We start from the raw sequence: 24,379 nt of genomic DNA on the forward strand, positions 1-24,379 counted from the left end.
AGGCATTTTCCATGGATTTTAAAACAGATTTTAAACCATTAACGGTAGACCCAGATAAAATTTACGATTACAGTTTCTCTATTATTGCAGAGGAAATGGGCGAGCATGACTTCTCAGAAGATGAATGGAAAATTGTACGTCGCATTATCCATGCATCAGCTGATTTCGAGCTAGGTCGTAGTGTCATCATTACACCAGGTGCTATTGAAGCGGGTATCAAGTCTATTCTTGCAGGACGTCATGTCATTGCAGATGTGCAAATGATTGAAAGTGGCTCTGGTAAAAAGCGTTTCCAAAAACATGGTGGTGATTTGCATTGCTATATTGCGGATGAAGATGTATCAATAGAAGCGAAAAAACAAAATACAACACGTGCCATTATTTCGATGCAAAAGGCATCAAAATTACATGAAGGTGGTATTTATGCCATTGGTAATGCACCAACTGCATTGCTGGAATTGATTCGATTAATTAAAGAAGGGCTAGCAAAACCAGATTTAATTATCGGTATGCCTGTTGGTTTTGTGTCAGCAGCTGAGTCAAAAGAAGAGCTGCTTAAACTAGAAGGGATTCCGTACATTACAAATGTTGGTCGTAAAGGCGGTAGTACAGTGACGGTTGCTGCTTTAAATGCCATCTCACTTTTAGCGGACGAACAGGCGAAAAAATAATGGAGCGGAAGCCAAAAAAGGACCCCAAGGACATGCGTCACGGTTATACGACGGGAGCCTGTGCAACTGCTGTATCAAAGGCTGCACTGCTTGCCCTTATTACTAAGGAGGAGCAAGAGACAAGTACGATTCATTTACCTATTGGTCGAGATGCAACCTTTACAATTGAAAAATGCATATTTGAAGAAAATGCTGTCAGCTGTGAAACGATTAAAGATGCTGGTGATGATCCTGATGCGACCCATCAGGCACTCATCGTTGGCACAGTGAGCTGGGCAGATACACCTGGGATTCATTTAGATGGAGGTATTGGCGTCGGGCGTGTCACAAAGCCTGGCCTGCCAGTGCCTGTCGGAGAGGCAGCCATTAATCCTGTACCCCGTAAAATGATTTATAGCACGGTCCAAGGTGTGTTGGACGAATTTCACATTACTCGAGGCGTGAATGTGGTGATTTCTGTACCTAAGGGTGAGGAGATTGCTAAAAAAACGTTAAATGGACGACTCGGTATACTTGGGGGCATCTCAATCTTAGGCACAAGGGGAACCGTCGTGCCTTTTTCGAGTTCTGCTTATATGGCCAGTATTGTCCAAGCCATCAGTGTAGCGAAAGAGGCTGGCTGTGAGCATTTAGTGGTGACAACAGGTGGACGAAGTGAGAAGTTTGCGATGAAACAATACCCACATCTAGCAGAAGAAGCGTTTATTGAAATGGGTGACTTTGTAGGTTTTACATTAAAGCATTGTAAGCGTCTAGGCATCAAACAAGTTTCACTCGTTGGGATGATGGGGAAATTTTCTAAAGTCGCACAAGGAGTCATGATGGTGCATTCCAAAAGTGCACCAATCGATTTTAATTTTTTAGCACAACTGGCAGAGGATATAGGGGCAGATAGAGAAACGATAGCACAAGTTCTGGAGGCAAATACAGCTTCACAAGTGGGTGAGATGATGATGGAGAAGGGCTATGATGCGTTCTTCCATCGTTTATGTGAGGCCTGCTGCTATTCCTCTATCCATCATATTAAGGGCGGTTTAACGCTTTCCACATCGATCTATTCGATGCAGGGACAATTATTAGGAAGGGCTGATGACATTGCATCGATCGATGAAGTTGATTGGGATCGGGGATAACGGATTAGCAAGCTTATTACCCCAATACCTTCAGTGGATTGAAGACTGTGAGGTACTTGTTGGTGGTGAGCGAGTACTTGATTTTTTCCCAGACTTTAGGGGTGAAAAAATCTTGATAAAAGGAGGTCTTTCAACACTTGTTGAAAGATTGTCTGAAGAAACAAGAAATACCGTGATTCTTGCATCTGGAGATCCATTATTTTATGGCATCGGAGGCTACTTAGCCAAAAAGCTACAAATAGAGGTTTATCCATATATGAGCTCCGTCCAGCTTGCCTTTGCGAAAATGGGAGAGAGCTGGCAGGATGCTTACGTAACGAGTATTCATGGACGACCAATGAAGGGCCTGGCACAGCGAATTGATGGCAAAAAGAAAGTGGCACTTTTAACCGATGCAGAGAATAGTCCGAATGCTCTTGCTAAATATCTAAAGCATTTTGGTATGACGGAATATCGTGCGTTTGTCGCCGAAAATTTACAGGGCGACAACGAAAAAAGTGGCTGGTACTCGCTCGATGAAATGGAAGTTACTCATTTTTCTCCTTTAAATGTCGTGATTTTAAAACAAACAATAGCACCGAAACGCTACACGCTCGGGATTGATGATGAGGAATTTTCACAACGAAAGCCAGATAAAGGACTTATTACGAAGAAAGAAATTCGAGTTTTAAGTTTGCAAGCCATGCAGCTTCAACAGGATAGCATTATTTGGGATATTGGCACATGTACGGGATCAATGGCCATTGAGGCAGGTAAGCTTGCTCCTGAGGGACAAGTTTTTGCCGTAGAAAAAAATGCCCCTGATTTAGAAAACTGTCTTCAAAACCAACAAAAGTTTCGAGTCGATATAACTGCTATCCATAGTAAAGCACCAGAGGGTTTAGACAACTTTCCAGACCCTGATGCCATTTTCATCGGGGGCACTGGTGGTGAAATGGTTGAGTTACTGCAATTATGCTGTCAGCGTTTAAAGCAAAATGGGCGCATTGTCTTAAATGCGGCGACTATTGAAAATTTATATAAAGCTGTTGAGGCATTTAAAGCTTGTGGTTTTGCTGTTGACATTTTACAGGCTCAGCTGGCACGCAGTAAACCAATTTTAGATATGACACGCTTTGTTCCATTAAATCCAATATACATTATTTCCGCTTATCGAAAGGAAGAAAATCATGAGTAATCTAGGAATTTTATATGGCTTGGGCGTTGGTCCTGGCGATCCAGAATTAATTACAGTAAAGGCATTTCGAGTGATTCAGGAATCACCTGTTATTGCTTACCCAAAAAAGCTAAAAGGCAGTAAAAGCTATGCCCATCGTATTGTAGATGTGTATATTAATCCAGAAGAAAAAGATATGCTTGGTCTTGTATTCCCAATGACGAAAGATGAGGCTGTTCTAGAACGTGAATGGACAAAGTCAGTAGAACTTGTCTACGAAAAATTACAAGCAGGCAAAGATGTAGCCTTTGTTACAGAGGGCGATCCTTTATTGTATAGTACGTTTATTCATATGATGAAGCTAATGCAGGACAAGCATCCAGATGTCGAAATTCGCACGGTACCAGGAATTTCTTCGTTTAATGGCTCTGCATCACGCTTAGGCATTGCGTTAGCGGATGGTGATGATCGTGTTGCGATTATTCCTGCGTATGACAATTACGAAGCTATGCGTGAAGCGATTGAAACACATGATGCTGTTGTTTTTATTAAAGTGGCGAAAGTGATTGATTTAATGCTTGAAGTGCTACGCGATTTAGATTTATTAGATAAAGCATCCGTGGTGACAAAGGTAACATCTGATGAAGAAATCATTTGGGATGTGCGTGAGTTGGATGGTGTCGATTTAGAATATTTAACATTAATGGTGGTGCGTAAATAATGAAAAAAATCTATATTGTCGGCGCTGGTCCTGGTGATCCAGATTTAATTACAGTCAAAGGTTTACATATGTTACAAACAGCGGACGTTGTCATGTATACAGATTCTTTAGTGAGTGAGGACCTTATTGCGAAAGCTAGACCAGATGCGGAGGTCATTCGTACAGCTGGTATGCATTTGGAGGAAATGGTTGCTGTGATGGTGGACCGAGTCAATGCTGGTAAAACAGTGGCACGTATGCATACAGGTGATCCAGCGATGTATGGTGCCATTATGGAGCAAGTTGCGCTATTAAAAAAGGAAGGCATTGGGTATGAAGTTATTCCAGGAGTTAGCTCTGTATTTGCATCGGCCGCTGCAATCGGAGCTGAGCTAACAATTCCTGATCTAACACAAACCCTTATTCTAACACGTGCAGAGGGGCGCACACCTGTACCAGAATTTGAAAAGCTGCGTGATTTAGCGAGCCATCATTGTACAATTGCCTTATTCCTTAGTGCAACGCTGACGAAAAAAATTGTCAAAGAGCTACAAAGTGCTGGTTGGGCTGATGACACGCCTGTAGCAGTTATTCAACGAGCTTCATGGCCCGATCAAAAAATCGTACGAACAACTTTAATCGAATTAGATGAAGCGATGCGTGTGAATGGTATTCGTAAGCATGCGATGATTTTAGCGGGCTGGGCATTAGACCCGAACATTCATGATAAAGATCAATATCGTTCGAAGTTATATGATGCAAGCTTTACACATGGCTTTAGAAAAGGTGTGAAGACAAGTGATTGAGTTACAAGAGGGTGTGTTACCAGAGGTTGATCAACGTAATCCTTATGCCGTTGTAGCCATTACGAAGCATGGTGTCCAAATAGGACGTCGTCTGCAGCAAACCTTTGCAGCAAGCGATTTATATTATATGAGTAAATTTGAACAAGGCGATGAAGAAGAAAAGCATATTCAACTGTTTACAGGAACAGTGCGCCTGCTATTGCCAACACTTTTTAAGCAATATAAAGGGTTAATTTTAATTATTTCACTAGGGGCAGTTGTACGAATGATTGCGCCGATTTTAAAGGATAAAAAGACAGACCCTGGTGTTGTGGTGATTGATGATCGAGGGGAAAATGTTATTAGCGTATTATCAGGGCATTTAGGTGGTGCCAATGAGCTAACACACGAGGTGGCAGCTGCACTTGGTGCAAATCCGATTATTACAACGGCTTCTGATGTACAAAAGACGATTCCAGTTGATTTATTTGGAGCCCGCTTTGGCTGGGTATGGGATAGTGCGGATAAATTGACACCAGTTAGTGCATCTGTTGTAAATGAGGAACATGTAGCCATTGTACAGGAAACAGGCGAACGTGATTGGTGGATGCGTGAAACACCGATGCCAGAGCAAATTAAAATCTATCCATCAACACAGGCAGCCATCCAAGCAACTCCCCATGCCACATTATTAATAACAGATCGAATCATTGAACCTGAAGAAGAGGTTCTTCTAGAAAACGGTGTTATTTATCGCCCAAAATCCATTGTGCTAGGAATGGGCTGTAACCGTGGTACATCTTTAGAGGAAATTGAACAAGTAATCGATGAAACCTTGGCAGAGCTAAAGCTTTCGAAAAAAAGTGTGAAAGCCTTATGCACGATTGATTTGAAGAAAGATGAGCAATGTTTCTTAGAGATTACGAAGAAATATGATTGGGAGTTCGTTACGTATACACCGGATGAATTAAATGAAATCGAATTTCCATCACCCTCTGAAACAGTCTTTAAATATACAGGTGCATACGGAGTGAGTGAACCAGCAGCTATGCGCTATGCACAGGTTCCATCACTTCTATTAGAGAAGAAAAAATCGGGTAATGCTACGATTTCAGTTGCTAGATACCTATTTTAAGGAGGAAGTCCATGCAAACAAATCGCTTTGTACTAGCTGGTACGGGTAGTGGTGTAGGCAAAACTACTTTTACCATTGGACTGATGAAGGCACTTCAAAACAAAGGGAACGTGGTGCAGGGCTTTAAATGCGGTCCTGATTATATCGACCCAACCTATCATACAGCTGTAACGGGCAGAGTATCACGTAATATTGATAGCTGGATGTTTTCACACGAAGCAGTCCGTGATATTGTGGCACGTGCAAGTATAGATGCAGATGTATCTATTATTGAAGGTGTGATGGGTTTTTATGACGGTAAAAGCCCTTTATCTGACGCTGGGTCTGCTGCTGATATTAGCGTAGTGACAGAGAGTCCTGTTATTTTAATTGTCAATTGTGCTAGCATGGCACGTAGCGTAGCAGCAGTTGTGAAAGGCTTCCAATTACTATCAGATAAGCCGAATATCGTTGGTGTTATTGCGAACCAGGTTGGTAGTGTCGGTCATTACGAAATTGCGAAGGCAGCTATTGAACAAGAATGCGGCATACCTGTTATTGGCTACCTAAAGCGTGAGGAAGGGATCGATATCCCGAGTCGTCATTTAGGGTTAGTACCTGCTATTGAAAGAGGAGAGCTAGATTCATTTTTTGATAAACTAGGGAACCTGATGGCGGAAACGATTGATTTGGATCAATTAATACATTTAACAAAGGCTCCTATCTTGCAAGAATCAGGCCATTTATTTAGGGAGGAGCCTTCACGAAATATTTGTATAGCAGTTGCAAGAGATGCAGCTTTTAATTTTTATTATGAAGAAAACTTGGCTTTGTTACGTGCGAAAGGTGCGACACTACAGTTTTTCTCACCGCTTGCGAATGAGCCTGTACCAGCTGAAGCAGATGGCTTGTATATTGGTGGTGGCTTTCCTGAGGAATTTGCAGAGTCACTTGCTACCAATACAGTCGTTAAAGACTCTATTCGTCAAGTCATTGCTAAAGGTCTTCCAACATTAGCTGAGTGTGGGGGCTTTATGTATTTAACAGAGGCCATTACAAATAGCCATGGCGACCGCTATGACATGGTAGGGGTAATTCCTGGAGAAGTGGCGATGCAAACAAAACTAGCAGCACTTGGTTATCGTGAAATTTTTGGCACAGCCGATAATTTCTTAATTAGTGCTGAGGAACAAGCGAAGGGCCATGAGTTCCATTATTCCAAATATAGTGGTTCTCACAATACAGCAGCCTATGAAACGATTGGTCGTTTTGGCAAAAAGAAAGAAGGCTATCAAGAAGGAAATTTAGTGGCTGGCTATACTCATTTCCATTTTGTATCAAACCCAAAGCTAGTTGACAATTGGTTAACAGCTTGTAAGAAGGTGAAAAGTAATGACTAATTATTTTCCTATTCATATCAATCTAGAATATAAAACAGTTGTGATTGTAGGCGGGGGTCACGTGGCAACGCAGAAGGTAGCATCCCTGTTACCAGCAAAGGCAAACATTGTGATTGTCAGTCCAACCTTACATAACACATTACAGTCACTTGCAGAGTCAGGGCAAATTACTTGGAAGCAAAAGGAATTTGAACCTCGTGATTTAGATGACGCCATTCTCATTATCGCTGCAACGAATGTGACAGCAGTTAACGAAGCCGTTCAAGAAGCAGCACAGCATTGGCAATTAATCAACCGAACAGATAAACAAAGTGAAAGTGATTTTATTACGCCTGCTACTGTTCGCCGTGGTCCGTTGGTGGTAACTGTTTCGACATCGGGAGCAAGCCCAAGTCTAGCCCGCAAGATTAAAGCAGATTTAGAAGAGCAATTCGATGATGCTTATGATGACTATGTATGCTTTTTACAGCAAGCTCGATTAATGATTGCTGCTAAGTATGATAAAGGTCCACAAAGACGTGCGGCATTACAAGCATTGCTAGAGCCAAACATCCTTGAATGGACACGTCATGGTGAGATCGATCGACGAGAAGCATATTTACAACAACTATTGATGGGAGCAACGCAATGAAGGATGGAATCGTATATATCGTGGGAGCAGGTCCTGGCGATCCGAAGCTCATTACTGTGTATGGACTGGAATGTATTCAAAAGTCTGATGTAATTGCTTATGACCGTCTTGTAAATCCTAAATTGCTTGATTTTGCAAAAAAGGATGCGGAGCTAGTTTATTGTGGCAAATTACCTGGGAAGCATCATCTTATTCAAGAGGAAATAAATGCATTACTCGTTGAAAAAGCACAAGAAGGTAAAATTGTTACACGCCTAAAAGGTGGCGATCCCTTTGTTTTTGGACGTGGCGCGGAGGAAGCTGAAATATTAAAAAATCATGGCATTGCCTATGAAATCGTTCCGGGGATTACAGCAGGAATTGCAGCTCCTGCATACGCAGGAATTCCAGTTACACATAGGGACTTCGCGACAAGCTTTGCCCTTGTAACTGGACATGGTCGTGAAGAAAAAGGACAAGATTTTTTGAATTGGCCCGCTTTAGCTACGGGTATAGATACCGTTGCCTTTTATATGAGCGTTGGTAATATTGCCTACATTGCTCGCAAATTAATCGAAAATGGACGGAAGGCAACAACGCCAGTAGCGGTCATTGAGTGGGGAACAACTGCTCAGCAACGCACGATTACAGGGCCGCTAGATGAGATAGCCAGCATCATTGAGCGTGAAGGGTACCATAACCCTTCTATGATTGTTGTTGGCGAGGTTGTCAATGTACGGGAAAAAATTCAATGGTTTGAAGAGCAAGGTCTTACCTTTTCATAATCATTTCTTATAAGCGCACAAGGAGGAAGCACTATGACTGTCATTGAAGCATTAAAAAAACGTCGAGCAATTCGTAATTACACGACACAACCAGTAGAGAAAGAAAAAATTGAGCAAATTTTACAGGCAGCAACCTATGCACCAAATGACCGGATGCGTGAGCCCTGGCATTTTTATGTCATTCAAGATGAAGCCATGAAGCGTTATGAAGAAATGGCAAGTGCTTATTTACAAGAACGCTTTCCCACGAAGCCAAATTTAGTGGAAAGTTCATTAAAGGTTGTACAAACAACCCCTGTAGCCATTGTGGTGACAGCTGACATAGTAGAAGGGGACACAGATGCGACAGAAGATAATGTCTTTGCTGTATGTAGTGCCATTATGTCTATGTGGTTGACAGCAGAGGAGCTAGGTCTTGGCTTTGTTTGGCGTACACGTGGTGTTGGTCTCGTACATGATCCTCGTATGCATACGTTTATTGGTGCAAGCGACGCTCAAAAAGTAGTTGGTACAATATTTATTGGCTACCCACAGGAGCAAGAACAAACCGACAAGAAACGAACACCGTTTGCAGAAAAGACAACATGGCTGTAAGGAGGCTATCAGCATGGCAAGAAAAGGCTTGTTTTTAGTATATACAGGTGAGGGTAAGGGCAAAACGACAGCATCTCTTGGCGTTACATTGCGTGCAGTTGGTCGAGGCTTAAATGTGCGTTATCTGCAGTTTATCAAATCCCCAGAACGTACTTATGGAGAGCAAATTGCCCTTCGTAAGCTAGGCGTAGAAATGGAACAAATGGGCATAGGTTTTACATGGACAAAAACACCTGAGGAGCATCGAGCTGCATTAGCCAAGGCTTGGAAAAAAACGAAGGCAGCTCTACAGGATGACAGCATTGATTTATTGGTCCTAGATGAACTCAACAATGCCCTAGCGATCACCAAGTTTCCAATCGATGATGTCCTTCCCCTAGCAGAAGTCATCGAGGCAATCCAACACCGCCCTTCTACAATGCATTTGGTTGTCACAGGACGAAGTGCGAATCCAGCATTACTAGCAATGGCTGATTTAGTGTCAACCATTGAGGCGACAAAGCATTACTATGATGAAGGGATTCCAGCGGTGAAAGGGCTCGAATTTTAAAGCCCTTTACAATTGCTGGAGGGAATACACACGAAGCGAAAACGAATACATGCGTTCTGCCATAGAATAATTACGGAGGAGAGTGACTATGCCAGCAAAATCAATCATGATTCAAGGAACAGCTTCCGATGTTGGAAAAAGTATGATTTGTACTGCACTATGTCGTATATTTTCAGATGATGGACTGAAGGTAGTCCCATTTAAATCACAAAATATGGCTCTTAATTCATTTGTTACAAAGGATGGCGGTGAAATCGGCCGCGCACAAGGGGTACAGGCAGAGGCGGCTCGTGTTGTTGCAACGACAGATATGAACCCTATCTTGCTGAAACCGAAGCAAGATATGATGTCAGAGGTTATCGTTCATGGTAAGCATTTTTTAAATATGGATGCCAAAAGTTACCGCAATAATTTTGTGCAAGAAGCGATGCCAATCGTAGAAAAATCAGTTCGCACGCTTCAACATACATATGATGTTATTGTCCTAGAGGGCGCTGGTAGCCCAGCAGAAATTAACTTAAAGGATCGCGATATTGCGAATATGCGAATGGCTCATTTAGCAGATGCAGCGGTAGTCCTCGTTGCTGATATTGATCGTGGCGGTGTCTTTGCCTCGATTGTTGGTACACTGGCATTGTTAGATGAGGAAGAACGAGCACGTGTTAAGGGATTAATTATCAATAAGTTTAGAGGCATGCGTGAATTACTGGATGATGGTTTGGCATGGGTGGAGCGCGAAACTGGTATTCCGGTACTTGGTGTGATTCCTTATGTCGATGTCAATATTGAAGCAGAGGATTCTCTTGCATTATCGTCACTACGTTTTAAAAAACCAAAGCCAGGCGAATTTGCTGTAGATGTAGCCATGATTCGTTTACCTCGTATTTCAAACTTCACCGATATTGATCCATTTTTCGATGAGCCTGAGGTGGGTGTACGTTTAATTGGTCATGTCAATGAATTAGGTACTCCAGATTTACTCATTCTGCCAGGAACGAAAAGTACAATGGATGATTTAGCTTGGCTAAAAGCACAGGGCTTCGATCAAGCCATCACACATTTACGTGAGTACGGTACTAAAATTATTGGCATTTGTGGCGGTTTCCAAATGCTTGGTGAAACATTACTTGATCCAGAAGCAGTGGAGGGGAATGGTGAATCTGCAGATGGTCTTGGGCTATTACCGATGGAAACCATTTTTGTAGGCAATAAAAAAACGGTGCAAATGACAGGCGTAAGAGGGCAGGACACATTGACAGGCTATGAAATCCATCTAGGGCGTACAAAAATTTTACGTGGTGCGGTATCACCGTTTTTACTATTAGAGGATGGAAGAGAAGATGGTGCGGTTAGTCAAGATGAGCAAGTGATTGGCACATATTTCCACGGCTTGTTCCATAATCGTCCCTTTACCCGCCAACTCGTCAATGAAATACGAGTGAAAAAAGGGCTAGCAGCTTTACCAAGTGATGTGAAAAGTGACGCAGAACGAAGAGAAGATGCCTATAATATGTTAGCCGACCACGTTCGAGCAAATCTTGATATGAAAAAAATATATGAAATATTATCGTTAGAGGTATCTATATGACGAGAAAAGGACCGTTAGCCATTAACTATGAGGCATTATGGCAGGAAGGCATGAAGGACTGGCATGGCAATATGCCTGAACGAATGGTGAATGATCAGCTAGAGGAGCAATTTTGGGCCCAATCGGTGGCACGTAAAAAAGTGGGACAAACAGATCCTTATGCTGCATTGATTTTTCAGGAGCTTCAAAAAAAGATTGAACCTCAGCATTCTGTATTAGAAATTGGTCCTGGGTGGGGCAATTATACATTTCCATTAGCTGATAAAGTAAGGAAGCTCACATGTGTGGATAGCTCTGAAAGCATTTTGCATTACTTACAGCAGTGTATGCCGCAGGAGGAGCACGTTTCCTATATTCATGCAAAGTGGGAAAGTTTAGAGCATGATGAGATTGAACCACATGATATCGTCTTGGGCGTGAATTGTTTTTACCGAATGTATGAAATAAAAGCGGCTTTATATCACATGAATCGGCTGGCGAGAAAGCGTGCTATCATTGGGATGACGACAGGTCCCATTCAGCCACACTATGAACAGTTATATGAAAAGTATGGTTATGACATTAAATTTCCGCGCAGAGATTATATCGAGTTTTTGAATCTACTCTATGAAATGGATATTTACGCGGATTGTCAGATTATCCCGCTCGAACGTGTCTATGAATATGAAAGCTATGAACAGCTTGTGACAACGCAGAGTAAAAAAATATTAACGACGAATTTTCAGCGAGCCCATGTAGAAGAATCACTGCTACCTTTTATCGAAGAAAAGGATGGACGTTATTATTATCGTCATGATTTCCATGCAGCGCTTGTTTCATGGCAACCAAAATAATCAAGAAACCTTTGGAGAAACTGTACACCAAAGGTTTTTCTTATGGGAATGGATAAGGTACAATAAAACGATATAAATAAGAAGTGAGGTGGCTTATGTTGCAGCTACATTTTCTAGGGACAGGCGCAGGCATGCCTTCAAAAGAACGAAATACAAGTGCTCTGATGGTAAAGCTATTAGACGAAGTGAGTGAAATGTGGCTATTTGACTGTGGGGAGGCGACACAGCATCAAATCCTTCATACGTCGTTAAAGCCACGGAAAGTGACGAAAATATTTATAACACATTTACATGGGGATCATATTTTTGGACTTCCAGGCTTTTTAAGCTCGCGTTCCTTTCAAGGTGGGGATGAGCCGCTAACGATCTTCGGACCATCTGGCTTACAACAGTGGATTGAACAAACATTGGCCCTATCAAAAACCCATTTAACATATCCTTTACGCTTTGTAGAAGTACAAAAAGGCATTATTTTTGAGGATGCTCATTTTATAATTCATGCTAAGGAATTACGCCATGTTGTACCTTGCTATGGGTATCGTATCGAACAAAAGGATTTACCAGGCGAATTATTAATCGACAAAGCACAGGCACTTGGTGTTCCAAAGGGACCTTTACTAGGCCAATTAAAAAATGGCCACGATATTGTACTTGAAAATGGTGATGTGGTACTTGCGAAAGACGTGGTGGCACCAGCCAAAAAGGGCTTTACATTGTCAGTCTTAGGCGACACGAAATATTGTGAAGAAGCAATCCAATTATCAATGGGAGCTGATATCATTGTCCATGAAGCAACTTTTGATGGTACAACAACAGATTTAGCAGCAAGCTACGGTCATGCAACAAATGTGGAGGCAGCAAAAGTCGCACAGCAAGCTGGAGCACACTATTTATTATTAAATCATTTAAGCGCACGTTTTCTTCCATATGACTTACCTCAATTTTTAGCTGAAGCACAGGGGATTTTTCCGAATACATTCCTAACAGCTGATCAAGCCGTATATACATGGCAACATAATAAATTATTTTGATATAGTTAATAAGTAAGAAACATCTATTAGAGGAGATTCTTCTAATAGATGTTTTTAGTTTATAGTCCTAAAGGTGTGTAGATAATTTTGTTTAAATATTACTGTTTAATCATGAGAATGATCCTTTTTTGCATGCCTCTACTAGTACAAAATAGTTAGATTTATCCTCCTTGCTTATCTATTTCGGAATTTTTACAAATTAATGACAATTTAAACTTCTTCAAAAATTATTATTTTATATTTAATAAATTGTTAATGAAATATATGGAAGTAATATTGTATGATGAAGTGGAAATAATCGTAATTTTTAGGGGGATCTCATCATGAGAAAGTCAATGAAATGGAAAATGCTTCTGGAGATTATGGGCATTGTGGTGTTCATTATAGCGGCATTTTCTATTTATGTTTATCAAGCTACATATAAAAGTGAAAAAAGCAATGGAGAAGCAATCGCCAACTCCATTGTCATGGGGTTGGAAGGAGCGATTCAATCTAGAGAAAAAGCAGAAGAAATTATGGAAAAAGAAATGATTGCCGAATCTGTAATGGCTTCTTACATCATTGACAAAGGTGCTACATATGAGGATTTAAGGGCCATTGCTGAGCGTGGTGGCATCGATGAGATTTGGAGTACAGATAATAAAGGGAATACAACGGTGACATCAGTAGCTCCAACTGTTGATTTTAACTTTGGCGCTGATCCAAACGGACAAGCTGCCGAATATATGCAACTTTTAGATGGAAGAGCGAAAGAAATTGTCCAAAAAGCACAAATTCGCGATGTCGATGATCAATTTTTCAAATTTGTCGGGGTAGGTAGCTGGAATCCAGCAACTCCACAAATTGTACAGGTGGCTCGCCATGGACAGCAGCTACTAGATTTAGAAGCAAGTATCGGCAGTGAATCTTATATCGATCAACTGAACAACTATTTATCCTCAACCGTATTATTCGCCGCTATTGTAGATGAAAAAGGCCAAGCCATTGCCGCTACAGCAAAACAAAATTTAGCGGATATTGGTTTTGAGCCAGCCCAATTTTCAGCACAAAAGTCGACTGAATTTTCAGGGCGCTACGATGGCACACGTGTCACGCAATATGTAAAGCCATTATCAAACGGTACATACTTAGCTATTATTGTATCCAATGCTATCCTCTCACAAATTTTGGTAGGCACAATTGTAGCTTCATTGATCGTTGTCTGTGTGATTTTCTTCACTACGGGCCTGTCTATTTCAAAACAAGTATCGCGTATTTTAAGTGTGCGCAATTCCTTAGAGGAAATTAGTAAAGGAGAAGCAGATTTAACCAAGCGTATTCCAATCCATGCAAAGGATGAGATTGGCCAATTAGTGACATCATTTAATGGGATGATGGATAATTTCCAACAAATTATGTGTGAGATAAAGCAAGGGGCCAATCAAATAAAAGAGGCTACCTATACAATACAAGAAAATGCTCATGAAACACTTGAATCAGCCGCAATTATCCAAGGAGAATCTAGTCAGGTAGCTCAGGCCTCCTTTGCACAACAGAATAATACGGCAGACAGTGCGCATTCAATGGAGGAATTGGCGCGCAGCATTCAATATATTTCGGAATCCATAGCAGAAATTTCTAGTATTTCACGTAATACCGAGGAAAACGCAGATAATGGATTACAAATTATGCAGTCCTTACAAAAGCAATTAGTGACTGTTCATGAGAAAACGAATTTTGCGGTGATTGGAACACAGGAGCTTGAAAAACTATCTACAATGATCGGGGAATTTACCAATGTGATTACGGGAATTTCTGATCAAACGAATTTACTGGCATTAAATGCATCTATTGAAGCGGCTCGTGCTGGTGAAGCGGGGAAAGGCTTTGCCGTTGTAGCTGAAGAAGTTCGGAAATTAGCTGAAGATTCTAAGAGTGCGGCGGATAGAATCACTCAGGTGGTGATGAATGTCCAAAAGGAAACAGCCAATATTGTGGCAACCATCCAAGCAACAGCAGATGTCTTACATACAGGACGTGCTATCGTACAAGAAGCACAGCAATCGTTTGAAGGAATTCATAATGATGTACAGGTCTTAGCAACACAAGTGGATTTAGTATCAAGCTCCACTGAGGAAATTGCTGCTAGTACAGAGGAAGTAACAGCTACCATGGAAGATGTTTCGCTCTTGGCTAAGCAGACATCGCAAAGTGTTGATGCCGTTGCTCAAAAGGCTAAACATCAAGCGGAAAATATGGAGAGCATGACCGCATTTATCGACCAATTAAATACAACAGCGGAAAACCTCCAACTATCAGCAGGCAAATATAAAGTATAAAAGGAAAAATATAGTACGATAAATCACTAGATTCCCGTATAATTGAAAAAAGGGGTGTGGTTTAAATGAATCAACAAAAGATGCCGCCAGCATTATTACGATTAATCGTCATTTTTCCCAATGTGCTGAGCTATTTACTATTATTCGGTCTAATTATTTTTGTCATGACAAATTATGAAACATTAAAAGCAACCAATAATTTAACTGTGTGGATTATTTTTATTGTCGTATTAGCACCCGCTGCTGCCTACACGACTTTCAGCATCGTAAAGAAAATCCGAGCAGGGCATATGTAAGGATATTAACGACTTCCTATTCAACATTGTAGGAGGTCGTTTTACTTAAAGGAGAATAAAAAACATATAGAGAGAAAAACTATCGTAAACAGTGATGAAATGAAGAGGTGTGTATCATATGGATCCAACAAATTGTGATTTTTCACCAATGAAAGAAACTTTAAAAGATGAGCTTCTCGAAGTGATCATGTCCTTACAGCAGAGTGTGCAGGAAATGGATACAGATGCAAATTGTCTCCTCGGTAATTTTGAGAAAATTAAAGAGAAGTTTATGACAATTGAAATGAAAGCTGCAACGTTCTATTTAAATTGTTATCTTTCCCCGTTTACTGAAAAGTATCCAGAGCTATCATACAGTGTGCAAAATATGTCTTTGAGAAGGCATGGTGGTTTAATTGTTATTCAAAGACAGGATGCTTTAGAGAATTTAATTCAGCCTGGTATTCATATTGGTGCAGATTTAACCCATTCTTTATTAGAATCTATTTTCTTCCCTGGTAATCCACTTCACGATGGAGCGGTACTTGTCCATCAAAATCAAATTGAGTCAGCTGCCAATGTACTGCCATTGTCAGAGCGGTATACAGGGGAAAAGAAATTAGGAACAAGACATCGTGCAGCGCTGGGATTGAGTGAGCAAAGTGATGCACTTGTAATGGTTGTATCAGAAGAAACGGGTAGAATTTCTTTTGCTCTTAAGGGCAATTTATATCCTGTTACAACACCTGGCATCATATAGGGGGTTTCCCTATGTTAAAAAATATCTTGAATTCGAGATATTTTTCTTGCGGAAGTATCACTTGCGTGGTAAAGTGATAACTGAAGGGAGGGTGAAGTCATGAGAAATCATACACTAGGCACCTTAACGTGGATTCGGATGATGCGCTTTACAACGCAAAGTAATCAGTTATCGAATGAATTTTTAAAACGTTTCGACTTAACGACAGCACAATTTGATGTGTTAATCCAGATTAAAACATATGCCCCGATTACACAGTCTCAATTAGCAGAAAAAGTAACTGTAACACAAGGTGGCATGTCTCGCATGCTTGCCCGACTAGAAAAAGAGGGACTAATCGAGCGTAAACAAAATTGGAAGACGAAAACCATCTCATTGACATCAAAAGGGGAGCAAATGATTGATGCAGCAACACCTAGTCAACTTCACTTCCAGTCTTCGTTTTTTGAAGAAGTATTAACAGCTGAAGAAATTAAATCTTTATATATTGCGATGACAAAGCTTGAAAAACATAGTCGAGAAAAAAAATTGCCACCCGTGTAATTTTTTTGTAAAATCACTTGCTTAGTCAAGTGAAAATAATGAGGAGGAACAATTAGGATGAACAAATTAAGCGGACACCATCATATATCAATGCTAACGAAAAATGGTAAACAGAATAATCACTTCTACACAACTATTTTAGGGTTACGACGTGTGAAAAAAACGGTGAATCAAGACTCACCTTCCATGTATCATTTATTTTATGGAGACTTAACAGGCGCAGCAGGTACAGAATTAACATTTTTTGAAATGCCTGTTGCAGGACGTACAGTGCGAGGGACGAATGCTATTACACGTATTGGCTTACTTGTACCTAGCTTCGAAAGCCTACTATATTGGAAAGAACGCTTTCAGCAGCTAGAGGTTAAACATAGCGATATCACTACTTATGCAGGCAAAGAGGCTTTATTTTTTGAAGATCATGAAGGTTTACGGATGGTATTGTTAAACCACCAAGGACAAGAAACGCCTGCTCAATGGCAACCATGGGATGGAAATGATATACCGCAGGAACATCGTATTTTAGGCATGGGGACTATTGAAATCACTGTGCGATATTTATCAAGAACGGTCAATTTATTACAAGATTTATTTCACTATACAGTTATTGCAGAAAAGGACAAAGAAACGATTCTACAATCGATAGAAGGGGAAGTGCTTGGCGAGATTGTTGTCAAAGAATTAGAAGGACCAAGCGAGAAACCTGGTAAAGGCAGTATTCACCATCTTGCGTTACGTGTTGCAACCGTTGAAGAATTACAGCAATGGGATACCAAAATTAAGGAGCTTGGATTGGATAGTACTGGTGTGGTTGATCGTTATTATTTCCAAAGTCTATATTTTAGAGATCGTAACGGTATTTTATTTGAAATGGCGACAGATGGGCCAGGGTTTACGGTAGATTCAGCAGTCGAAGAACTTGGCAAAGAGTTAGACCTCCCGCCATTTTTAGAAGAGAGACGTTCAGAAATTGAAGCTATTTTAGAACCGCTAGAATAAGGAGAGATAACACATGATGGAAAAATATCGTATTGATCAAGCACAAGGACTCGAATTCGGACTGTACTCTTTAGGTGATCATATCCCTAATCCACTAACAGGCGAGCGTATTTCTGCTCAACAACGACTAAAAGAGCTAGTCGAGGCAAGTCAATTAGCAGAGCAAGCTGGAATTGATGTATTTGGCATAGGTGAAAGTCATCAGTCTTATTTTACAACACAGGCACATACGGTCGTGTTAGGTGCTATCGCACAAGCAACTTCGACTATTAAATTGTCTAGCTCCGCAACCGTATTAAGTGTTTCAGACCCTGTACGAGTATATGAGGATTTTGCCACAATTGATTTATTATCAAATGGTCGTGCAGAAATAGTAGCGGGACGTGGTTCACGTGTAGGTGCTTATCACTTACTAGGTGTTGATTTACAAGATTATGAAGAAATCTTTGAGGAAAAATTAGAGCTTCTTATGAAAATCAATGACGAGGAGCTTGTGACTTGGGAAGGGCAATTTAGAGCACCTCTCCACCATGCACAAATTTTACCGCAGCCAAAAAACGGCTCGTTGCTAATATGGCGTGCGGTGGGTGGACCACCTGCCAGCGCCATTAAAGCAGGCTATATGGGCATTCCGATGATGCTTACAACATTAGGTGGACCTGCTATCAACTTTAAACCATCAGTGGATGCCTATCGCGAAGCGGCAGAGCGCAAAGGCTTTGACCCAAATGAATTACCTATTGCCACAACAAGCTTGTTTTATGTAGCAGACACAACAAAAGAGGCATTACAGGGCATGTATCCACATTTAAACGGTGGTTTCCAAGCTATTCGTGGTGGGGGCTATCCAAAGCAACAATTTGCACAAGCGCCTGATACACGTGATGCTTTAATGGTGGGCAGTAAAGAGCAAATTATTGAAAAACTACTTTATCAATACGAACTATATGGCATGCAACGCTTTATGGCACAAATCGATTTTGGTGGCGTACCCTTCGAAAAATTGATGAAAAATATTGAAATCATTGGTAATGATATAATTCCAGCGATAAAAAAACACACAGCAAAATAAGGAGTGGCTCATTATGAAAATTGTCGCACTTGCGGGTTCTATTGTCGGCTCAAAGACAAGAACAGCTACACAAAAGTTAGTCGAGATGTTACAAGAAAAATACCCACAGCATGAAGTAACATTACTAGATCTTGCTGACTATCAGCTAGTTTTTAGTGATGGACGTAATTACTTTGAATATGAAGGCGATACAAAATATGTGACGGAAACCATTATGGCTGCAGATGCAATCGTTATTGGGACGCCAACATTCCAAGCATCTATACCAGCTACATTAAAAAACATCTTTGACCTTTTACCTGTCAATGCCTTCCGCGATAAAGTCGTCAGTGTTATTGTTACAGCAGGTACATCCAAGCATTATTTAATGGTGGAACAGCAACTAAAGCCGATCCTTGCTTATATGAAAGCGCACATCGTACCGACCTATGTATTTATAGAAGAAAAGGATTTTTTACGTAAAGAAATTGTCAATGATGATGTCCTTTTTCGTTTAGAACGGTTAGCAGAGGATACCGTGATGGTTACAGAGGCTTTTGCAGAAATTCGAGCCAAAAAAGATGCTGAATATGATTTTTAAAGATTAATAGAAGAAACGCTGTGAAGTAGTCTGACACAGCGTTTCTTTTTGTGTCAAGGCTAGCTATAAGTTCGTGACAATCATGATAAAAATAAAACCCAAATCACTTTGAGTTTTTAATAAAGGTGGTTAAGGGTAAATAGAGGATAGAACTGGTTCTTCTGTAACTAACAAAGCCGTATACTGTCCATATGGAGAAATGGATATAGAAACTTCTAGTAGTTCCCAACGTTTTAAAATTAAAGAGTATGTGTAGGAAACTTGAGATTTGAATATTGTTAGGGGCGATATAGAATCCCTACTAAAGTAATTAGATAGTGTAGTATACTTCAATGCAAATGATAGGAGAGATGGAAATGGAAAACGATTGGGATAAAGCTATAGGTTCTCTTTCTAAAATAAACGTTTATTCAAATCCAAATAACGAGCCTGTTACCATAAGTGGTGAAGCTGATGATTTGAAATGTATAGGTGTTGGGACAGATGCGGCTGTTTTTCAAGCTCTTTGCGCCCCAGCGTATGCATTTAAAGTATATGCCAAAGACAAAGTGCACAAAGTAAAAGTTGAAGCAAATGTGTATCAAATACTTGGAGATTCACCTTTCTTTTCAACATGCTTTGCTTCACATGACGAATACCTTGTTTTAAGTTACGAAGAAGGAAAAACGCTTTTTGATTGCATTCTACAAGGTATTCATATTCCAAAACAGGTTATAAATGAAGTGGAGGATGCAAGAGAATATGTTCGGAAGAAGGGCCTTAACCCTCGTGATATTCATTTGAAAAATATTTTGCTACAGAATGGAAGGGCAAAAATAATTGATGTCTCTGAGTACACACTACAGGGTAATGATCATCGATGGGAGCATTTAAAAAAAGGATATGAGCAATACTATCATTTAATTGATGGAAATTCTGTGCCGTTTTGGTTAGTAGAAACAATACGAAAGTGGTATAACCAACGTGGAAAGAATACTTCATACGAAGAGTTTACAAAAAATATTTTAAAGTTTCTATTAAAAAATAATTGAACTTACGGGAGCTACCTTTTACGAGATGCTTTAATAGAAATAAAGAAAACAGACAACAAAATTTCATTGACTGTTTTAAAAACTACTTATTCGCCTATAATAGTGGGTTTATCGAATGAGACAATATCAATAATATGGTCTAAACAAACAATCTGATAATGGAATAGCTCCTTGTAGGAATAGATATCGAGAGCTATAGTTCCTTTACTTATAAAATCTAAATAAGTTGATTTTGTAAAAAGACGTACTGAGTTACCCAAGAAATCATCTTCTTGATTGACAAAATGAAATGATTCGTCAAAAACAGTATAGGCTACATATGAATCGAATTCTATATGTATGACCGGTAATGTCTTATCAATTTCAATAGGATAGACATCATTTATAGTATATTCCTCAAAACTTATATCCTCGCTTTCGGCGCTGACGGAAGCTCTAGAAATAGAAACTCTCAAAGAGTTTGTCCCTGGCTCTACTATATTATCTAAAAACAAATAACCTTTCCATTGCATTAAATCTTCATAGTTCATACAAATCACCCTTCCATATTATCACTTGAGATTATGGTCATTTTATAGTTAGAATTTCAAAATGTCAATTTTGAGATTGGTTGAATTAGAATAAAAATTTATTGTTTATCAATAATAAATGATTGACTTAGAATATATTTTGGATTTATGATTGTTACAGCGAGTTGTAGAAAGCTGCCGTGTAGGAATTAAACATAAAAATATTTAGGAGAGAAGAAAAAGTTATGAAAAAATATATTTTTGCATTAATGCCAATCATATTAGGCGTACTTAGCTTTTTAATCTTTATGGTGAAAGGGAGTAATGTAGCACCTGATGGTACATTAGAAGAACCATTCTTTCTTATTCCAATAGGATTTTTATTGTTATTTATTGGATTTATATGTGTAGTAGGGGTGGCGTTAAAATCGATTATTAAAAAGACTCAATACGTTAAATAATAGATAAAACAACCAGGTCATACATAAGAGACTTGGTTGTTTTTAATATTTACTTAATAAAAAGCACTACATTTGTGTGGGAGTTTTGTTTACACGATCTATGGAGTAGACTGATGATTTGATTGAACAACATAAATAGCTATTTTAGTTGACTGCAAAATTGTACTTGAAGGTTTTGCATGATAAGTTTGTAACTACCTTTTTTCAAAGCAGTCATCTTCGTTTAATGGTTGTACATTAATTTCATAAGAAAAACTTATGTTGATTGAGCTGAAAGATTAATAGTATTTTATGATAATCATTTTGCTTAACGCTACAGTTTTCATGAAGTTTATGGAATTGTGGTATGATTATTTTTAGAGAGTAGGGGGTCAATAAACATGGTATTTTCTCTTTTTAAAAAAAAGAAGGAACCACAGCAGCTAAAAAATAGAGTGGAGTTTTGTATCACTAATTTAGCACTTGGTGCGGCAGATGCGTATGATGTATTAGTAGAACGAGAAGATATTGAGATAGAGGAATCTGGTTGTACATCCCATTGTGAAATCTGTGAGCAAGGTATTTTTGCGATAGTAAATGGGGAAGTTGTGACAGCAGATGACGCGGAGACATTGGTACAGGCTATTGATGAAGAATTAAAACAAAATCCACTTTTCTAATGAAAAAACAGCTTGCTGGAGCACAAGCTGTTTTTTGATGGAAATGTAATTACCAACCACGGACGTATTGTACGGGAGGCTGCACGTCTTCTCCTAGCTCTTTAGCTGCATGTAGTGCCCAGTAAGGGTCTCGTAATAAAACACGCGCTAAGAATATTAAATCTGCACGATTATTTTGGAGTATCTCTTCGGCTTGAATGGCTGTGGTAATAAGACCAACTGCACCAGTAGGAATATCAGCCCCATGCTTAATCGCTTCTGCATGTGGTACCTGATAGCCTGGAAAGACATTGATGGCTGCTGGTACAACGCCCCCTGTTGACACATCAACTAAATCAACACCTTGAGATTTCATCCAGCGGCTAAAAACAATAAAGTCATCCATTGTTGTACCATCTTCCGCATAATCTTCCGCAGAGACACGTACCAATAAAGGACCATCCCATACACTGCGAACAGCATCGATGACTTGACGTAGAATGCGATATCGATTTTCCTGTGAGCCCCCATATTGATCTTGACGTTTATTCGTAGCAGGTGATAAAAACTCGCTAATTAAATAGCCATGTGCGCCATGAATTTCTAGTACATCAAAGCCAGCCTTTGCGGCACGAATAGCTGCTTGTTTAAATGCCTCGATGACATAGTGAATGTCCTCTTCTGTCATTTTTGTTGGTGTTTTATAGTCTGAACTAAAGGCAATAGCTGATGGAGCAAAAATTTCGCCATCTACTGTTGCTTTGCGACCAGCATGTGCAAGCTGGATGCCTGTTTTAGCGCCGTACGCTTTCATCCCCTCAACTAATTGACTTAATCCTTCAATATGTGCATCATCCCAAATCCCTAAATCCTTATTTGAGATACGACCTTCTGGCACAACACCAGTAGCTTCTAAAATGATTAAGCCTACTTGACCAGCTGCACGTGTTGCATAATGGACGAAATGAAAGGGTGTTACCATGCCATCGTCTTGTGCTGAGTACATGCACATAGGTGCCATCACAACACGGTTTTTTAAGGTGATAGATTGCAATGTATAGGGTTCGAATAATTTACTCAAAATAAAGCCTCCTAATTCCTAGTGATACACTCTATTTTGCACATAATGCTACCCATTTGCAAGTGAACGAGATCGTGCCTCTGCTTCTTTAATGCAGGCTTCGATGGCTTCATTAAATTGATATTGCTCTAATGCCTGTATCCCTGCCTCCGTCGTGCCACCAGGACTCGTCACCTTTTTGCGTAAGACATCTGGTTCATCTAATGACTGCTTGAGCATCTCAGCTGTCCCCGCAAGTGTTTGAGTCATTAGCAAGCGCACCGTATCTTTCGATAAGCCTACCTTCGTCCCTACTCGTTCAAAAGCTTCCATTAAATAATAGATATAGGCAGGGCCGCTACCTGAAAGGGCTGTGACTGCATGTAACTGATCTTCATCGACTTCAATAACGGAGCCAACAGCCTCTAATAACTGGAGGAATAGGATACGCTGGTCTGCAGATACCTCGTTATTGAATGCAATGCCACTTGCTGACATGCCGATTGTAGCGGAAGTATTCGGCATCACCCTTGCTACTGGGCGACTCCCTAAAAATTCTGTAATTGTATCAATCGCAATGCCTGCTAAAATAGATAGTACAGCAGTGTGTGCCGTAAGTTTAGGCTTTAAATCACACATAGCAGCAATAGCATCTTTCGGCTTCATCGCTAAGATAATCAGATCTGCCTGTTGAAAAATCGCAGGATCAAACACACAATGGACACCATATGTTTCATGTAGGAAATGTAAGCGTTCCTTGTCTGAGCGATTGGTGACGTAAATTTCCTGTGGTGTGAACACCTTTTGTTTAATCCAGCCTTGCATCAATGCTTCCGCCATTGAGCCTGCACCGATAAATAAAATTTTTTTCATGAACAAAACCTCCAGTTCAAAATAAAAAAGCGCTCTCGTCCTTATCTAGAAGGACGAAAACGCTCTCGTTTCCGCGGTACCACCTTTGTTTGCCAATTGTTGGCACAACTCTTAGCCCTCTTATCGCAAGGGAAACGGTTATGTTTGCATAACTGCTCAGAAGTAGGTTCGGTAATGGGAGCGGGTGATGTTACTCTCAGCAAATGTAACACTCTCTAACACCTTCACCAGATACGTACTCGTCTTCTTCAACGCACATAAATAATTAGATTATTCAAAATTATAGTGAGGAATAGGCAACCTGTCAACA

27 protein-coding genes are annotated in these 24,379 nt (G+C 40.1%); 24 read left to right on the forward strand and 3 right to left on the reverse strand.

Going from position 1 to position 24,379, the window contains the following annotated elements; all coding sequences use genetic code 11:
* Positions 1 to 11: 11 nt before the first annotated feature.
* The 22 genes from HXV90_RS01730 (at position 12) to HXV90_RS01835 (ending at position 20,528) form a co-directional block, all read left to right on the forward strand.
* Positions 12 to 671 (forward strand): precorrin-8X methylmutase, encoded by a 660-nt coding sequence (locus HXV90_RS01730; RefSeq protein ID WP_269898225.1) that lies wholly within the window; start codon positions 12 to 14, stop codon positions 669 to 671.
* Positions 671 to 1,804, forward strand: a complete 1,134-nt coding sequence (locus HXV90_RS01735) for a cobalt-precorrin-5B (C(1))-methyltransferase (RefSeq protein ID WP_004231305.1) — start codon at positions 671 to 673, stop codon at positions 1,802 to 1,804. Before HXV90_RS01730 ends, HXV90_RS01735 begins: the two co-directional genes overlap by 1 nt.
* The gene (gene cbiE / locus HXV90_RS01740) at positions 1,761 to 2,981 is read left to right on the forward strand and encodes a precorrin-6y C5,15-methyltransferase (decarboxylating) subunit CbiE (RefSeq protein WP_269898226.1); all 1,221 of its coding nucleotides are present in this window, start codon (positions 1,761 to 1,763) and stop codon (positions 2,979 to 2,981) included. Before HXV90_RS01735 ends, cbiE begins: the two co-directional genes overlap by 44 nt.
* Positions 2,974 to 3,681 carry a precorrin-2 C(20)-methyltransferase gene (gene cobI / locus HXV90_RS01745; RefSeq protein WP_004231310.1) on the forward strand — a complete coding sequence of 236 codons (708 nt, stop codon included), beginning with the start codon at positions 2,974 to 2,976 and terminating at the stop codon, positions 3,679 to 3,681. Before cbiE ends, cobI begins: the two co-directional genes overlap by 8 nt.
* Positions 3,681 to 4,466, forward strand: coding sequence for a precorrin-4 C(11)-methyltransferase (cobM, locus tag HXV90_RS01750; RefSeq protein ID WP_004231312.1), 786 nt, complete (start codon positions 3,681 to 3,683; stop codon positions 4,464 to 4,466). Before cobI ends, cobM begins: the two co-directional genes overlap by 1 nt.
* Positions 4,459 to 5,580, forward strand: a complete 1,122-nt coding sequence (locus HXV90_RS01755) for a cobalt-precorrin 5A hydrolase (protein WP_259419665.1) — start codon at positions 4,459 to 4,461, stop codon at positions 5,578 to 5,580. The genes cobM and HXV90_RS01755 overlap by 8 nt, the downstream gene beginning before the upstream one ends.
* An 11-nt stretch (positions 5,581 to 5,591) precedes the next feature.
* Positions 5,592 to 6,959: a cobyrinic acid a,c-diamide synthase CobB gene (locus tag HXV90_RS01760; protein ID WP_269898227.1), complete on the forward strand. Its 1,368-nt coding sequence runs from the start codon at positions 5,592 to 5,594 to the stop codon at positions 6,957 to 6,959.
* Positions 6,952 to 7,590 (forward strand): precorrin-2 dehydrogenase/sirohydrochlorin ferrochelatase family protein, encoded by a 639-nt coding sequence (locus HXV90_RS01765; RefSeq protein ID WP_009370253.1) that lies wholly within the window; start codon positions 6,952 to 6,954, stop codon positions 7,588 to 7,590. Before HXV90_RS01760 ends, HXV90_RS01765 begins: the two co-directional genes overlap by 8 nt.
* Positions 7,587 to 8,354 carry a uroporphyrinogen-III C-methyltransferase gene (gene cobA, locus HXV90_RS01770; RefSeq protein ID WP_054549204.1) on the forward strand — a complete coding sequence of 256 codons (768 nt, stop codon included), beginning with the start codon at positions 7,587 to 7,589 and terminating at the stop codon, positions 8,352 to 8,354. Before HXV90_RS01765 ends, cobA begins: the two co-directional genes overlap by 4 nt.
* Positions 8,355 to 8,387: 33 nt before the next feature.
* A complete protein-coding gene (locus HXV90_RS01775) occupies positions 8,388 to 8,948 on the forward strand; it encodes a nitroreductase family protein (RefSeq protein ID WP_048392353.1) in 561 nt (186 codons plus the stop codon).
* Between the two features lie 13 nt (positions 8,949 to 8,961).
* The gene (locus HXV90_RS01780) at positions 8,962 to 9,498 is read left to right on the forward strand and encodes a cob(I)yrinic acid a,c-diamide adenosyltransferase (protein WP_048392354.1); all 537 of its coding nucleotides are present in this window, start codon (positions 8,962 to 8,964) and stop codon (positions 9,496 to 9,498) included.
* An 88-nt stretch (positions 9,499 to 9,586) separates the two neighbouring features.
* Positions 9,587 to 11,086 (forward strand): cobyric acid synthase, encoded by a 1,500-nt coding sequence (locus HXV90_RS01785; RefSeq protein ID WP_066036245.1) that lies wholly within the window; start codon positions 9,587 to 9,589, stop codon positions 11,084 to 11,086.
* Positions 11,083 to 11,919, forward strand: coding sequence for a class I SAM-dependent methyltransferase (locus HXV90_RS01790; protein WP_269898228.1), 837 nt, complete (start codon positions 11,083 to 11,085; stop codon positions 11,917 to 11,919). The genes HXV90_RS01785 and HXV90_RS01790 overlap by 4 nt, the downstream gene beginning before the upstream one ends.
* Positions 11,920 to 12,017: 98 nt before the next feature.
* A complete protein-coding gene (gene rnz / locus HXV90_RS01795; RefSeq protein ID WP_269899010.1) occupies positions 12,018 to 12,950 on the forward strand; it encodes a ribonuclease Z in 933 nt (310 codons plus the stop codon).
* Between the two features lie 323 nt (positions 12,951 to 13,273).
* Positions 13,274 to 15,268 carry a methyl-accepting chemotaxis protein gene (locus HXV90_RS01800; protein ID WP_269898229.1) on the forward strand — a complete coding sequence of 665 codons (1,995 nt, stop codon included), beginning with the start codon at positions 13,274 to 13,276 and terminating at the stop codon, positions 15,266 to 15,268.
* Positions 15,269 to 15,333: 65 nt separating this feature from the next.
* Positions 15,334 to 15,564, forward strand: a complete 231-nt coding sequence (locus HXV90_RS01805; RefSeq protein WP_009370265.1) for a hypothetical protein — start codon at positions 15,334 to 15,336, stop codon at positions 15,562 to 15,564.
* 118 nt (positions 15,565 to 15,682) lie between these two features.
* Positions 15,683 to 16,303 (forward strand): sporulation-specific diadenylate cyclase CdaS, encoded by a 621-nt coding sequence (cdaS, locus tag HXV90_RS01810; RefSeq protein WP_269898230.1) that lies wholly within the window; start codon positions 15,683 to 15,685, stop codon positions 16,301 to 16,303.
* A 99-nt stretch (positions 16,304 to 16,402) separates the two neighbouring features.
* Positions 16,403 to 16,846 (forward strand): MarR family winged helix-turn-helix transcriptional regulator, encoded by a 444-nt coding sequence (locus tag HXV90_RS01815; RefSeq protein WP_004231341.1) that lies wholly within the window; start codon positions 16,403 to 16,405, stop codon positions 16,844 to 16,846.
* Positions 16,847 to 16,903: 57 nt separating this feature from the next.
* The gene (locus HXV90_RS01820; RefSeq protein ID WP_112118364.1) at positions 16,904 to 17,845 is read left to right on the forward strand and encodes a ring-cleaving dioxygenase; all 942 of its coding nucleotides are present in this window, start codon (positions 16,904 to 16,906) and stop codon (positions 17,843 to 17,845) included.
* A 16-nt stretch (positions 17,846 to 17,861) separates the two neighbouring features.
* Entirely contained in the window at positions 17,862 to 18,917 is a 1,056-nt protein-coding gene (locus HXV90_RS01825) for an LLM class flavin-dependent oxidoreductase (RefSeq protein ID WP_269899011.1), read from the forward strand.
* Between the two features lie 13 nt (positions 18,918 to 18,930).
* Positions 18,931 to 19,497 carry an NADPH-dependent FMN reductase gene (locus HXV90_RS01830; RefSeq protein WP_269898231.1) on the forward strand — a complete coding sequence of 189 codons (567 nt, stop codon included), beginning with the start codon at positions 18,931 to 18,933 and terminating at the stop codon, positions 19,495 to 19,497.
* A 356-nt stretch (positions 19,498 to 19,853) separates the two neighbouring features.
* Positions 19,854 to 20,528, forward strand: coding sequence for a serine/threonine protein kinase (locus tag HXV90_RS01835; RefSeq protein WP_269898232.1), 675 nt, complete (start codon positions 19,854 to 19,856; stop codon positions 20,526 to 20,528).
* Positions 20,529 to 20,614: 86 nt separating this feature from the next.
* Here the strand turns inward: HXV90_RS01835 and HXV90_RS01840 are convergent, their stop codons facing one another.
* A complete protein-coding gene (locus tag HXV90_RS01840) occupies positions 20,615 to 21,058 on the reverse strand; it encodes a hypothetical protein (RefSeq protein WP_115673350.1) in 444 nt (147 codons plus the stop codon).
* 224 nt (positions 21,059 to 21,282) lie between these two features.
* On the opposite strand from HXV90_RS01840, the gene HXV90_RS01845 reads away from it, so the two are divergent.
* Positions 21,283 to 21,498, forward strand: a complete 216-nt coding sequence (locus HXV90_RS01845) for a DUF3955 domain-containing protein (protein WP_269898233.1) — start codon at positions 21,283 to 21,285, stop codon at positions 21,496 to 21,498.
* Positions 21,499 to 21,878: 380 nt separating this feature from the next.
* On the forward strand, positions 21,879 to 22,157 hold the full coding sequence (locus HXV90_RS01850; RefSeq protein ID WP_004231354.1) for a YuzB family protein: 279 nt from the start codon (positions 21,879 to 21,881) through the stop codon (positions 22,155 to 22,157).
* A gap of 49 nt (positions 22,158 to 22,206) precedes the next feature.
* Here HXV90_RS01850 and namA read toward each other — a convergent pair whose 3' ends face one another.
* Positions 22,207 to 23,217, reverse strand: coding sequence for an NADPH dehydrogenase NamA (gene namA, locus HXV90_RS01855; RefSeq protein ID WP_269898234.1), 1,011 nt, complete (start codon positions 23,215 to 23,217; stop codon positions 22,207 to 22,209).
* A 48-nt stretch (positions 23,218 to 23,265) separates the two neighbouring features.
* Positions 23,266 to 24,069 carry a pyrroline-5-carboxylate reductase gene (gene proC / locus HXV90_RS01860; RefSeq protein WP_004231357.1) on the reverse strand — a complete coding sequence of 268 codons (804 nt, stop codon included), beginning with the start codon at positions 24,067 to 24,069 and terminating at the stop codon, positions 23,266 to 23,268.
* Between the last annotated feature and the right edge of the window lie 310 nt (positions 24,070 to 24,379).

Origin of the sequence: Lysinibacillus sp. JK80 (genome assembly GCF_027557635.1) — a bacterium.
Lineage (GTDB): Bacteria > Bacillota > Bacilli > Bacillales_A > Planococcaceae > Lysinibacillus > Lysinibacillus capsici.